Genomic DNA, 13,774 nt, shown 5'->3' on the forward strand with positions numbered 1-13,774 from the left:
GAGTCCGTCCGTATCTATAATACCCGCCGTCCTCACCTTGCACTAAAATACAAAACGCCCGATGAAGTGCATCGGGCGTTTTAATGAAATAAGGGTCAACTTATTTCAGGACTAGTCACGGTTTAATACCACCTTCCGCAGCAGATGGTTTATGACTAACCCAATTGCTGCAGCTCCTGCTCAGCGGCTTTGTGGTCAAACACACCTTTGACCACCTGCCAGCTCACCGCCAATGCGCCGATAATAAAAATAACGTCGCCAAAGGTGCGTACCCAACGCAGGGTGCGCAAAATGTCGCTTTGCATAAAGGCTTCACTGCGGGCATACCATAAACCTTCGCTGGCGCTGGCATAAAACTGAATAAAACCAACAGGCAGCAGGCTGGTAAATAACATCAGCGCCAGACCACCGTTCATCCACCAGAAGGCGGTTTGCATCAGCTTTTCATCAAAGGTCAGCTGTGGCCGGATATAACGCAGGATCAATAAACAAAAACCAAGCGCCAGGAAACCATAGACCCCAAACAGCGCGGCATGGGCATGGGTTGGTGTGGTGTTTAAACCTTGCAGATAATATAAAGCGATAGGTGGGTTGATCATAAAACCCAACACACCGGCGCCTAACATATTCCAAAACGCCACAGCGACAAAAAACATCAAAGGCCACTTAATATCGGCCATCCATGGGGCTTTATGTTGTAAACGCCAGTTGTCCCAGGCTTCATAACCCAGCACCACCAAAGGCACCACTTCCAGCGCACTAAAAGTGGCGCCAACCGCCATCACAGGGGTAGTGGTACCGGCAAAATACAAATGGTGGAAAGTGCCCGGAATACCACCCAGCATAAACAACGAGGCCGAAGCCAGACTGGCGCTGGTGGCAACAGAGCGTGACACCAGACCCATGCTGCTGAAAATAAAGGCCAGCGACACAGTGGCAAACACTTCAAAAAAACCTTCAACCCACAGATGCACCACCCACCAACGCCAGTATTCCATCACAGATAAGTGGGTGCGCTCGCCATAAAACAAACCGGCACCATAAAACAGGCCCACACAAATGACTGAAGCGGCAAAAAGTGCCAGCAGGTTTTTGTCGCCCGGTGCTTTAAAAGCCGGTACCACAGCACGCAGCATCAGCACTAACCAGAACAATACGCCCACATACTTAATAATTTGCCAGAAGCGGCCAATGTCGATGTATTCATAACCCTGATGACCAAACCAGAAACTTAAGTTCGCCGGCATGATCTGCATAATGGCAAAGTAGTTACCGGCAAAAGAGCCTGCCACCAGCACCACCAGTGCCCAGAACAGCACATCAACACCAAGTTTCTGATATTTAGGATCTTTACCGCCGTTAATAATGGGCGCTAAAAATAAACCCGCTGCTAAAAAGCCGGTGGCAATCCAGAACATGGCAGCCTGAATATGCCAGGTACGGGCCAGGCTGTAGGGCAGCCATTCAGTGGTGTTTAAACCATAAAAACCATCACCTTCCACCGTGTAATGTGCGGTAAAACCACCCAGTAACACCTGCAGCGTAAATAACGCCACCACCACCAGAATATATTTGCCCAAAGCCCGTTGTGACGGAGTGAGTTTTAACCGCGCTATAGGGTCCAGTTTGGGCGCGGCCGGCTCTTCTTCGTCGTGCTGACGTAAAAAGGCCCAGCCCCAAATCAAACCACCAACACCTGCGATCAGCAAAATAATACTGACCAGCGACCAAATCAGGTTTTCAGTAGTTGGTCTGTTATCAATCAGCGGCTCGTGCGGCCAGTTATTGGTATAAGTGGCACCTTTGGCAGTGCGTTCTGTGCTGGCGGCCCAGGCGGTCCAGAAGAAAAACTGTGTCAGCTCCTGCCGGCGTTCCAGCGAGGGCAGGGTATTGTTTTTCATTGCATAGTTTGCGCGGGTTTGCGCCAGCGTCGCATCGTCACCAAATAACGCCTGATAATGGGCGGCGGTTTGGGTGATAGCCAACACCCGGCGCTCACTGAGCAGCAGCGTATCGCTGTTTTTGTCATAAGTATTGCTGCGATAGGCCTGTTTTAACGCAAATTTCAGCTGATGCTGCTGCGCTTCAGTCAGGCTCGCATAGTCGGCGCCAAATTCAGCCTGTGCAGCCAGCTCCAGCCAGGCGGTCAGCTCGCGGTGCAGCCAGTCGGCTGTCCAGTCCGGCGCCTGATAAGCACCATGGCCCCAGATAGAGCCTAATTGCATGCCGCCGACCGATTGCCAGGCGGTCTGACCGTTTAAAATGGTTTCTTTGCTCATTAATACGTTACCGGCAGAGTCCACCACTCTAGCCGGAATAGGGGGCGCCGAACGATAGACTTCAGCACCAAAATAACCCAGCACTGAAAAGGTAATTGCGAGGATGGCGATTAACAACCACCAGAGTTTACGATAGCCGGCCATAAAGACCCCCTGCAGTGTGATGAAGATGCGGATTGTTCATATGCTATTCCTGTGTTTTTGTTTTGAGCCGGGAGTTCCACGGCTGAGCTGCTTTGGCAATAACCAGGCCAGATATTAAGTTTTTGAATTTATTGAATATGTTTTGAAATTCACGCGAGTGGGGTGTTTTTTACCTTGTGGTAGCCGGGTTTTTTATACCCTTGCAGGGTGAAAAATACCCTGACGGCAGCTCTGAAAGCCGCTTTACCTATTTGGCGATATAGGCCGCTTTGGCTGAATGTTTTAAGGTGGCGCAATAGCGGTGCTGGCAGCGACTGCGTTGCAGCTGGGTTGATGCTACAGAGCAAGCCTCATAACAAGTCAAAACACCAGCAGCAAACACTCATACAAAGTACAAAGGGAAAAACAACAATGCAGTATTATCTTGAAATAAAACAAATACATATGTTGTGTGCTTATTTAAGTGTCAGCCTTTTTACCGCGCGTTTTTTACTGGATATGTTAAGGCCCGTAGCGGGCGGCTTTGATTGGCGTAGCAGTAAACTGCGGTTTGTGCCTCATCTGGTGGACACCATGCTGCTGACCATGGCCCTGGCGCTTTTGGCAGTTGGTCCCTGGAAATCTTTTATACATCATTGGCTTGGCATTAAAATTTTATTCTTGCTCTGTTATATTCTGTGCGGTAAAGCGGCGCTGAACTTAAATTATGCCAAAAGTACCAGATTGGGTTTTGGCTTGTTGGCGCTGATGCTGCTTGCTGGTATTTTTTACCTTGTGAAGTTTAAGCCATTGTTATTTTAGCCTGAGCTGCTGCTATGTTAGTCTGAAAGACGCAACTGCTGCCGCTTTGGCAATGAAGGAATAACCTGATGAATGTAATGATTAAACTTTCTGTGGTGTTGCCACTGTTATTGCTGCTGGCCTCTTGTGCTGAAATTAAAGATACCGGCCGTGCCATTGGTCACGGCACCAGGGATGTGGCCAAAAAAGTCGGCCATACCACCCGGGATGTCACAAAAAAAATTGGTCACAGTTCAAGAGATGCGGTGAAAGCTGTTGGCGATAAAACAAAAGAAGTAGTGAAAGATTTAAAAGATGAAGATGAAAACGACAAGACTGATCAATAACATCAGCTGTCGGCCTTTGAACTTTACCTTCGGAAAAACAACGTAAAACAAGGAGTTGTGATGCGTTATTGGATATTGCCGGTGCTGTTGTTGAGTACCGTGGTTTTTGCCCATAACACAACTGCACTTGCTAACAGTGCAACTGAAGTGGCCGATACGCCAGACCTCGCCACTACACCAGAACAAACAGTCGCCACTTTATGGCGGGCTTTGTCCCATGAGCCCGGTGTGGCTGCCGATGTCACAAGCTTAAAAACAATTTTTCATCCGGATGCCGTGGTATTTGGCGCCACCTATAAAGATGGCCAGCCACAATTGAGTCAGCGCAAAGCCACTGATTTTTTGCAAAAAATGGCCGAAGCAAAGCCCAAAGGTTTTTATGAATGTGAAGTGAGCCGGCAGCTGGTGCAGCATGACCTTTTTGCCACTGTGTACAGTGTGGTGGAATCCAGAACAGATAAAAATGCCAAAGCTGCTGATTTTGTTGGGGTAAACAGCATTCAGCTATATAAAGCCGATGCCGGGTGGCAAATTTTGTCTTTGTATTACCACGTCAGTAGACCTGAATTGCCGCTGCCGCTTGGTACAGGCAAGTCGGGTCACTGTTTGTCATAAGTTTTTTGTTTGCGGATAAAGCAGCGGCCACAGCTGCTTTATTGTTGAAATAGTAAAACCCGGCTGAGATGGATCACTTTGTTTTACAAGGAAAGGTTGTGTTAATTTTTGCTTCGTTATTATTAGTGCTTATTGCTTTAGTACATTCAGTGTTGGGTGAGCGTTTTATCTTGCGGCCTTTGTTTAAAAGAGACAATTTACCGCGTTTATTTGGCAACGATAGCTTTACCAAAAGCACTTTAAGATTTGCCTGGCATATTACCAGTCTGGCCTGGCTGGGTTTTGCGGCTTTACTGCTGATGTTGCCTGATTCCAGGCCGCTGTTGTTAACCAGCACTGTGGTGTTTTTCACCAGTGGTTTGCTTGCCGCTTGTTATACCAAAGGCAAACATTTGTCCTGGCTGGTGTTTTTTCTCATTGCCGCGCTTACGCTGACACAAGCCTGCACACTGAGTTGAATTATGCCGTTTTTCAAACAACACAATGACGGCAAATAACAGTAGAAAAAGCAGATGCCTTGCAAGAATAAAAGGGCTTGCTGGTCACTTAATGGCGGCTGTAGTGATAGTTTTGGCCTATAGACCTCAGGGAATATAAATGGATGATATCAAAAAAATGCTGCAACCTTTGTTGAGTGCTGTGGCAGAACAAGCCAACAGTATTGAGCCCTGGCATAGTTTCTGGTACCACAGGCCACAACTAAATTTTCCGCCAAAACCCATCCGTTATATTGCCGATTATAACGGCGGTAAACACCTTGCGCTGGCCTGCACTCAGACTGAACTCAGCGCCGCAGAGCAGAAAAAATTACTGCATTCCTGGTGTGATTACCTGCCACAGCTGCAGCAGGTTGAGTTTTTGTGGTTGCAGTCCAGAGTGCCGCAACAGCTGTTTGATGCAGCCTGTGCCATGCCAAAGCTAAAAGGTTTGTATATCAAATGGGGTGGTGTGACCTCAGCTACTGCGCTCAGTGCTGCCAGACAATTAACATATCTGCACCTTGGCAGCATGCCTTCATTGCAGCCGCTGGAAGTGCTGTCTGAATTAACGCAGCTCAGATGGCTGGAGCTTGAGAATATCAGGGCGAGCCGGGATCTGTCGTTTTTAACTCCCCTGACAGAGCTGCGGGGCCTGTCGTTAATTGGTGATTCAAACAGCTTAAAAACCTTAACACTCAACACACTGACACCCCTGTTGTCGCTGCAACAACTGCAATGGTTGCAACTACAAACTGTTGATATTGAAGATAAATCGCTGGCACCTGTTGCCAGGCTGCCGGCGCTGCAACAGTTGCTGTTAAGCAATAGTTTCCCGATGGAACAGATTGCTCTGCTTGCCGGGCAACGACCTGATATCCACTGCGAATTGTTTAATCCTTGCGGTGAAGCTGTAAACTGGACCCAATGCAAAAAATGCCAAAATGCCACTATGGTGATGCTCACCGGAAAAGGCACACCCTGGTTATGCACAAGTTGCGATGCGGCCCGTATCAGCCGTCATCAGGACGAATTTTGGCGTATTGTGCAAAGCGCCAGGCTCTGAGACTGGCAGCGCTGAGTTATGGCCAGAGGCTGAAAACAAAGCTGAGGTTGTAATATTTGCCGGTTGCTGCCAGCTCACTTGATAATTGCCTGCTGCTCCCCAATTACGGAGCAAGTGATTGTTTATTGGCGAAAAAATAATGGCCGCGATACAGCAGACTTCCCTTGGAGAGCAGATTTTTGGTGATGTGATCTTCTGTGCTGTTGTGGTGTTGATGCTGGCGTTTTTGCCGCTGATTTCGCTGTTGCCCATTCCACCTACTGAAATTAAAAAAATTCAGCAAATTAAACAGCAGCAAATAAGGCAAAAAGATGAATCGGGCGAGCCCAAAAAAGCCAAAGGCCATACCGGCTCCGGCAACTAAAGCCGGCAATCAAAACCGGCAGCTAAACCCAGGCTCATCCTCTTCATCACTTCTGCAAACCGAAACTGCGGTAGCTGATAACTTCCGCAAGCATCATTATCATCATTGGCATTCACCGGATCGAACTTGCTGTCTTCAGCTGAAAATTGTTGATAAAACAAACAAAGGTTATTGACCGCTGTCGGTCAGGCTGGCACAGTCAAAGTTGTTTAAAACCTTATTTTCTCTATCAACCTTGGTTGTTGCTTTAATCGCAACATATTGATGATTAAAAGGATTTACCCTATGAATTATTCGCTGAATGCAGCGCAGACCGATATGCGTTTTGCTTATTGCAGTGGCGCCGCCGGTATGTTGGCTTCGTCTTTGGTCTGGCTTGCCAGTGTGGTGACTGTGATACAGTTTTCCGCACAGCAGGCGGTGTGGGTACTGTTGGTGGCAGGTATGTTTATTCATCCGCTTGGGGTACTGATTGCCAAAGTAGTTGGCCGGCCGGGCAACCATCATAAAGGCAATCCGCTGGCCGGGTTGGCTTATGCCAGTACCCTCTGGCTGATTTTCAGTTTGCCGCTGGCTTATGCTGCGTCTCTGCTGCACATTGAATGGTTTTTTCCTGCAATGTTGCTGGTGATCGGTGGCCGTTATCTGGTATTCAGCACTTTGTTTGGTGTGCACTTGTATTGGATCTGTGGTTTGGCGTTAGCTTTTGCCGGTTTTATGCTTGCCAAAACAGCGGCTGGGCCGCTTTATGGTGCTGTTGCCGGTTGTGTGATTGAGCTGGTATTTGCAGTTGTGCTTTTTGCGCGGGATAAAAAAGAACAGCGCACCAACAGTAGTTTTGGCATGCAGACATTTCAGTCGGATAAACCCTGAGCCAGCAGCAGTCGCAGAACGCTGACAAAAGCTGCGGGCTGGACGCGGCAAAGCAGAGCCCCGGCTGAACAAAAAAGGCAAACCTGAAGTTTGCCTTTTTTGCTTTTGTGATGCAGTCAGTGCAGTGCTGTTATTGCTGTGGTTTGGTATCCGCGGTGTTTTCCAACGTTTTGGCTTTGCGAACCATCGCCCTTACATCACTTAATAACTGCTGCGCGTCATAAACAACACCATCTTTAATGGTGTAACGCACGCCCTGAGTGCGCTCTGGCTGGTTGTTGGCATTCAGCTGATAATGGCCTGTGCCATATAACACTTTAAAATTGGCCAGCGGGTTTTCGGCAACAATCAGCATATCGGCTTTTTTACCCGGCACCAGGCTGCCAATCTCATCGGCCATGCCCAGCGCTTGTGCACCATTGAGTGTTGCTGCCTGAATCACTTCCAGTGCATGAAAACCGGCTTCGCGCAGCAGTTCTAATTCCTGAATATAAGCAAAACCATAAATTTTATAGATATAACCGGCGTCAGAGCCTGCGGTAATTCGACCACCATGGTTTTTAAAATCATTTAAAAACAACATCCAGATGCGGTAGTTTTCGCGCCAGGCAATTTCCTGATCAGTAGTCCAGTTAAACCAGAATGAACCATGGGCGTCGCGGTTGGGCTGAAAAAACTTGCTTAAAGTGGGCAGGGTATAGTCCTGATGCCAGGGGGCTGTGCGCTGCGCTTCGGCATTGCGGGTGGCTTCATAAATGGTCAAAGTCGGGTTAATGGTAAAGTTCAGTTTGATCAGTTCATCCCGCACTGCATTCCAGCGCTCAGAACCAGGCGCTGCTGCCTGTTTCCACAGCTCACCGGCGGCGGCAAAGCGGTCTTGTTCGTTCTGATAGTTATAATGCGCCGGATATTGCTGGATCACCTGACCGGTAAACAGCGCTTCCGGCAAACCATACCAGTGTTCCATCGAGGTCAGCCCCATGCGGGCGCTATCGAGCACATTAGTGCGCATTACATTCAGCTGGGCATGGTGCATCATAGTGCCAAGTTTTAATTTGGCTGCTTCATCCAGTGCAGCGGCAATAATGGCCGGGGTAGCGCCAAAAAACTTAATACCGGCAGCACCGGCTTTTTTTACACCCCGCACCCAGTCGCGCGCTTGCTCCGGGCTGAACACAGGTTTTTTCAGGCCCTGGCCAAAACCGATATAAGGTACTATGCGCGGGGCTACGATGCGGTTGTCGTTGGACGCTTTGACATGTTTTAAGGTCCAGTCGACACCGTTAAAACTGCCGGGTTCCCGTACTGTGGTAATACCGTGCGCCAGCCAGAGTTTAAATACATATTCAGCCGGAATACCTTTGGCAGAGCCGCCAATATGGCCATGCATATCGATAAAACCGGGCAAAATGTACATACCGCTGACATCCAGCTCTTTGTCTTCCTTGCCCGCTTTGGGCCTGTTTTCGGCCACTATCGGCAAACCCGGGTTGCCTACGGCAACAATTTCGGCAATACGGTCGTTTTCAATGACAATATCTACCGGGCCTTGTGGTGGCGCACCTTCACCGCTGATATAAATGCCACCACGTAAAATCAGCCGCTGATAAGGGCCTTCACCTCTGTCGCGTTCTGGCGCCGAAGGCGTGCGCTCGCTTGAGCTTGCCGCCTGAGCCGGTAATAAACAACTGAAAACCAACAGTAATAAAAAGCCAAACAGGCGCGGACTGGCATTGTTCTTGTGCATATAAGTTCCGGTGGGTTGTGATTGTTGTTGTATGGCGCAGTGTGGCAATTGCAACTTGTTGTGGCAACCGGATACGTTTAACAGAGCCACAGCTGCGATAAAACGAGCTGAAGCGCTATGGTTTGCGCTCTGGTTGGTACTTTGTTGTAGTGGCAATTTGTGTAGCCGGGTTTTGCCGATTGCATTCCTGACGGGCGCTCAGTACATTGATGTGGTTCTAAAGCTTTGTGGTTGTTGTAAAAAGCACCCCAAAATGCCTGCTACTATATTGATTTGATTATAAAAAGAGGTTGTTGTGCGCTTAGCCATTTTCATGCTGTTGTTTGTCGTGACTGCTGCCAAAGCAAAAGTCGAGTTATGGGAAAATTATGTTTATTATCCGGTGAATGCCAGCACCAAACAGGAGTTGATAGCAGCCACCGCAGCACACACGCCTATTAAAAAAGATGGCCTTAGTGATATTGCCGACAGCAGTTATGCCATTCAGTGGCGATTTTATGTCAAAGACTGGAACCGGCAGTGTCGTATCGACAGTTATGTCACCGATCTGAGAATTGAGCTCACTTTGCCAAAACTGCAGGTATCGACCACAGAGGTGCAGGACTTGTGGGCACGCTGGTATCCCAATTTATTGCGCCATGAAATGCAGCATGTGGCTATTGCCAAAAAAGCCGCCAACGATATTGATAATGCACTGCGAAGCCTTGGCTCCAAAACAAACTGCAAGGCACTGGAGCAGGAAGCCAATACTGTTGCCAATGCCATTCTGGCTAAAGCAAAAGAAGCGCAGCTGGCCTACGACAAAGAAACCCGCTACGGTGAAACCGAAGGCGCTTCGTTGCAGAGCTTATAACTGACGCTTGTATCATTTAAAGTTTGATACAAACAAATAAAGCGTTACCGGAGTCTGGTGCCAGTGGCTGGATTTTTTCAAAGTCGTGCTCCAGCATCACCACTTCAAAGTCAGGTTCAAGCAGCGCTTTCAGCTCAGCAAAACTGACCGCCACCATAGGGTGGTGGTCCTGCCACAGCTCAGTCACGCCTTGTGTCGTTTTCTGAATTTTCAGCCTGAGCTGCTGTTCATCACCAACACCCTGATAAAACCAGCCCGATTCAAACACAAAATCGCTGTGCTGATGGCTGGCGTGGTGGCGCACCAGGCTGTTGTTATCAATTTTGTGTTTATCCACTGCATTAAAACAAAACACCCCACCGGATTTTAGCGCTGCTACCACATGGCGCAGACAGGCTTTTAAACCCGCAATATTGCCGCTGTAATGCAGCGAATATAAAAAACAAGTAATAAAATCAACGGGTTCGGCAATGTTGAATGCACACATATTTTGTTGTAAAAATTGTGCTTGTGGGCAGCGTTTTTGCGCTAAATCCAGCATCGGCTGATTTAAATCCAGGCCAGTGCACTGATAACCGGCCTTTAAAAAGTGTTCAATATGCGGCCCTGTGCCACAGGCTAAATCCAGATGGGTTTTGCCATCAGCACCAAAAAACTGCTGCAGGCGCATGGCACCGTTACTTTGGGTCTGATAGTCGATGTCGGCACACATTAAATCGTAATAACCTGATAAATCAGTATATAAAGCGTTAAAAGACATCGGCTCTGCTCAGCGGGGGATTGATGTGGGGCGCGCATTTTAACTGAGCAGAGTCCCAATGCGAAGTATTAGTGTTGATGCGAAGTATTTTGCCGCCTTTGCATGGCTGGCGCGCAGTGACGGCGCGCATGTTGCTTGCTTTGCAAATGCGTCCAAAGCACAAAGCTGCCGTGTGCTATGGTGCCGCTTAGGCAAAAATGCTACCAATCCACAGACAACAGCCATGACTGACGGAGGTTGCTCTTGCCGGCTGGCTTTGCCACTAGCACTATAAAGAGCGGGCAGTGACCTCTGCGCTGAGCAATAACCCAAACTATAACTCCGGCGATAACAACAAAAAGGATCTGTGAAGTGCGATATTCACCAGTAGCAAAATCTGTATTGGCCATCAGCATTGCCGTTGCATTGTCTGCATGCCAGCCAAAAAGCGACAATCAGAACAACAGCAGTTCAACGGCGGTGCCTGCAGCTGCGGCTGTGGTCAAAGAACAGTCGGAGTCTGAGCGGCTCTCACAGTGGTTTGAACAAAAATACGAACAACAATTGCAGATGAGCCCACTACGGCTGACCGCGCTTGGTCGTAAAGATAAATACCACGAAATTGACGATATGAGCGCGCAGGCTGAACAAGAACAGCTGGCCTGGTTTGAAGCATCAGTGGTGGAGCTTAAAGCTGGTTTTGATTACAGCAAACTTGATACCGAAGCAAAAACTTCCTACGACTTATGGCTTTATCAGTTTGAACGCGCCAAAGAAGCAGCCACCTTCCGTGACCACTCTTATTGGTTTAATCAAATGCGTGGCATGCATTCGTCTTTGCCACAAATGTTGATTAACTTTCACAAAGTCGACAATCAACAGGATATGCAGGCTTATATCAGCCGTATTGCAGGTGTGGCCAAAGCCATTGCCGATTTACAACAAAGGGCCATAGTTTCGGCCAAAGCCGGGGTCAGGCCACCCCGTTTTGCCTATGAAGGTGCTTTGGTACAGGTGAATAACCTGCTCAAAGGTCAGCCTTTTGCCAAAGAAGGCGCCGATTCACCGCTGTGGAGCGATATCAACAGCAAAATTGATGCACTGGTCAAAGCTGACAAAATCAGCAATGACGCTGCCAATGAGCTGCGTAATAATGCCAAAACGGCGTTAACCAGCCAGTTCCAGGCCGCTTATACCGCGCTGCAACAGTATTTACAGGCCGAAATTGCCACTATGCCGGTTGAAGCGCATGGCGCCTCCGCCTTGCCGGACGGTGTAGCTTTTTATAACTTACGGTTAAAACAATCCACCACCACCAACCTCAGTGCCGATGAAATTCACCAGATTGGTCTGGATGAAGTGGCACGTTTAACGGCCGAGATGATTGCCATTAAAAACAAAGTAGGTTTTACCGGTGATTTAAAAGCCTTTTTCCATTTTATTAAAACCGACGACCAGTTTGTCTATCCGGATACCGATGAAGGCCGCGAAGCTTATATCAAAGATTCTGAAGCTTACCTTGCTTTTATCGGTGAAAAATTACCGCAATATTTTGGTATTTTGCCCAAAGCCAAACTGGTGGTGAAAAGGGTAGAAGCTTTTCGCGAGCAGCCGGGCGCGGCGCAGCATTATTCGGCCGGTACACCGGACGGTTCACGCCCCGGCGTTTATTACGCGCATTTGTCTGATATGAAAGCCATGCCAAAAAATGAAATGGAAGCCATTGCTTACCATGAAGGCAGCCCTGGCCATCATATGCAAATTTCCATTGCACAAGAGCTGGAGTCAGTACCAAAATTCCGTACTCAGGCGCGTTTTACCGCTTATTCCGAAGGTTGGGGTTTGTATTCAGAATTATTGGCCAAAGAAATGGGGGCTTATCAAAGTCCTTATTCTGACTTTGGCCGTTTAGTCACCGAAATGTGGCGGGCAGTGCGGCTGGTGGTCGACACCGGCATGCACGCTAAAGGTTGGACAGAACAACAAGCCGTTGATTATTTTATTGAAAAAACACCAGTGGCCAAAGCGGCAGTGGTGTCGGAAGTGCGGCGTTATCTGGTGATGCCGGGTCAGGCCACTTCTTATAAAATTGGTATGTTGAAAATTCTGCAACTTCGAAGCATGGCGCAACAACAACTGGGTGATAAATTTGATATCCGCGCTTTTCACGACACAGTGCTAAACGGCGGCGCTTTACCACTGGAGTTGCTGGAAAAACGGGTGCAACAATGGGTAGATAGTGTAAAAGCAACTTCAGCTGTTTAATCAGCTGATTGTTGTTATTGCGCAGCGGCGGCCCGCTATCTGGCTTGGGCTGCCCTGTGTGGTTTTTGAGACTTAACTTTATCGGGTGTTTCACAAGGAGGTGGCTTATGTCAGAGCAACAAACAACAAAAATTGCCGTACAAGGGCATTGTTTATGTGGTGCCGTAAGTTTCAGTGCTTTTGCCAGTACGGCGCTTGACGCCTGTCATTGTGGCATGTGCCGGCGCTGGGGCGGTGGGCCATTATTGGCGGTGCATTGTGGCACCAATGTTGAATTTTCCGGTGCTGAACATATTGCGGTTTATGCTTCATCAGACTGGGCAGAACGTGCTTTTTGCCGTGGTTGTGGCAGTCATTTATATTATCGTTTTATTCCGCAAAACAGCTATATAGTGCCGGTTGGCCTGCTGACAGCTCAGGAACAGTTTGTCTTTACCGAACAAATTTTTATTGACCACAAACCGGCTTATTACCGTTTTGCCAACCAGACTGCTGAATTAACCGAAGCAGAGGTGTTGGCAAAATTTGCCGGGCCTGAAGTATAAAAGCTGTTGGCAGACATGGTGCAGGTGGCAAAAAAGTACAAGTGGCAGCCCGTGACTGCAATAATCACACGGGCTTTTGTTTCAACTTAACATTGTGTATTTGCTGCAATATCAAAACAGTAGGGTTCACCTTTTTCCAGTTCATAAGTCACTTTGGAAAAATTCAAAGAGATATTTTCTGTTTGTACTTCTTTTTTATTGGTTGTACCGCCAACACTATAAGAAGTAACCAATACATCCTGTAACAGGATACGCATGCCTTCGCGTTTGATTTCCACTTCGGGAAAGTGTTGTCCTGTCGCCACTGCTTTTAACAGTGCAACCGATTGAGCATCGGTATAACGGGTCAGTGAAATATCCTGCACATTTGCTTTGCCGGCACCACCACCGCCGCCCATATGAGTACTGCCTGAATTGGATGCTCCCCAGGACCATGCCAGTACTTCAGAGGTACCAACACTGTTGATAGTTAACGAAATAGGGCCTTTCACTTCAGCCAGGGCAGGGCCTGCACAACATAAAACTGCGCTGAGGCTGCCTAGATATAAAGAGCGTAAAGCATACATAACATAATCTCCGTCAGATCAGGCCGGGCGCCTGTCACAGCAGTATAGTTGAAGCTCTTTTTATATTAGGAATATCTTTATAAGGTGATATTGAACAACAGCTTACTGTTGTGAC

At 48.1% G+C, this 13,774-nt stretch carries 14 protein-coding genes; 10 read left to right on the plus strand and 4 right to left on the minus strand.

Translation table 11 applies throughout. The features are described from left to right. Positions 1-155: 155 nt before the first annotated feature. Positions 156-2,423 (minus strand): nitric-oxide reductase large subunit, encoded by a 2,268-nt coding sequence (locus tag RCH83_RS12835; protein WP_306522700.1) that lies wholly within the window; start codon positions 2,421-2,423, stop codon positions 156-158. Positions 2,424-2,834: 411 nt separating this feature from the next. Between RCH83_RS12835 and RCH83_RS12840 the strand changes: the two genes are divergently transcribed. The 7 genes from RCH83_RS12840 (at position 2,835) to RCH83_RS12870 (ending at position 6,944) form a co-directional block, all read left to right on the plus strand. After that, a complete protein-coding gene (locus RCH83_RS12840) occupies positions 2,835-3,224 on the plus strand; it encodes a SirB2 family protein (protein ID WP_306522703.1) in 390 nt (129 codons plus the stop codon). Positions 3,225-3,292: 68 nt separating this feature from the next. Then, positions 3,293-3,550 (plus strand): hypothetical protein, encoded by a 258-nt coding sequence (locus tag RCH83_RS12845; RefSeq protein ID WP_306522705.1) that lies wholly within the window; start codon positions 3,293-3,295, stop codon positions 3,548-3,550. Positions 3,551-3,610: 60 nt separating this feature from the next. Beyond that, entirely contained in the window at positions 3,611-4,165 is a 555-nt protein-coding gene (locus RCH83_RS12850) for a hypothetical protein (RefSeq protein WP_306522707.1), read from the plus strand. Between the two features lie 98 nt (positions 4,166-4,263). Further along, complete coding sequence (locus tag RCH83_RS12855; RefSeq protein WP_306522709.1) at positions 4,264-4,623, plus strand: hypothetical protein; 360 nt, start codon at positions 4,264-4,266, stop codon at positions 4,621-4,623. 139 nt (positions 4,624-4,762) lie between these two features. Beyond that, complete coding sequence (locus RCH83_RS12860) at positions 4,763-5,707, plus strand: hypothetical protein (protein ID WP_306522711.1); 945 nt, start codon at positions 4,763-4,765, stop codon at positions 5,705-5,707. Between the two features lie 139 nt (positions 5,708-5,846). Further along, the gene (locus RCH83_RS12865; protein WP_306522713.1) at positions 5,847-6,071 is read left to right on the plus strand and encodes a hypothetical protein; all 225 of its coding nucleotides are present in this window, start codon (positions 5,847-5,849) and stop codon (positions 6,069-6,071) included. Positions 6,072-6,356: 285 nt separating this feature from the next. After that, positions 6,357-6,944, plus strand: coding sequence for a hypothetical protein (locus RCH83_RS12870; RefSeq protein WP_306522715.1), 588 nt, complete (start codon positions 6,357-6,359; stop codon positions 6,942-6,944). Between the two features lie 130 nt (positions 6,945-7,074). Here RCH83_RS12870 and RCH83_RS12875 read toward each other — a convergent pair whose 3' ends face one another. Continuing rightward, entirely contained in the window at positions 7,075-8,691 is a 1,617-nt protein-coding gene (locus RCH83_RS12875) for an amidohydrolase family protein (protein ID WP_306522717.1), read from the minus strand. 295 nt (positions 8,692-8,986) lie between these two features. Between RCH83_RS12875 and RCH83_RS12880 the strand changes: the two genes are divergently transcribed. Continuing rightward, positions 8,987-9,544, plus strand: coding sequence for a DUF922 domain-containing protein (locus RCH83_RS12880; RefSeq protein WP_306522719.1), 558 nt, complete (start codon positions 8,987-8,989; stop codon positions 9,542-9,544). 16 nt (positions 9,545-9,560) lie between these two features. Here the strand turns inward: RCH83_RS12880 and RCH83_RS12885 are convergent, their stop codons facing one another. Continuing rightward, positions 9,561-10,304, minus strand: a complete 744-nt coding sequence (locus tag RCH83_RS12885) for a class I SAM-dependent methyltransferase (protein WP_306522721.1) — start codon at positions 10,302-10,304, stop codon at positions 9,561-9,563. A gap of 351 nt (positions 10,305-10,655) precedes the next feature. Here RCH83_RS12885 and RCH83_RS12890 point away from each other — a divergent pair, with 351 nt between their 5' ends. After that, the gene (locus tag RCH83_RS12890) at positions 10,656-12,548 is read left to right on the plus strand and encodes a DUF885 family protein (protein WP_306522723.1); all 1,893 of its coding nucleotides are present in this window, start codon (positions 10,656-10,658) and stop codon (positions 12,546-12,548) included. 107 nt (positions 12,549-12,655) lie between these two features. Then, entirely contained in the window at positions 12,656-13,093 is a 438-nt protein-coding gene (locus RCH83_RS12895) for a GFA family protein (RefSeq protein WP_306522725.1), read from the plus strand. 86 nt (positions 13,094-13,179) lie between these two features. On the opposite strand, the gene RCH83_RS12900 is transcribed toward RCH83_RS12895, so the two are convergent. Then, positions 13,180-13,659 (minus strand): type VI secretion system tube protein Hcp, encoded by a 480-nt coding sequence (locus tag RCH83_RS12900; protein WP_306522727.1) that lies wholly within the window; start codon positions 13,657-13,659, stop codon positions 13,180-13,182. Between the last annotated feature and the right edge of the window lie 115 nt (positions 13,660-13,774).

The organism is Rheinheimera sp., from assembly GCF_030824435.1.
Lineage (GTDB): Bacteria > Pseudomonadota > Gammaproteobacteria > Enterobacterales > Alteromonadaceae > Pararheinheimera.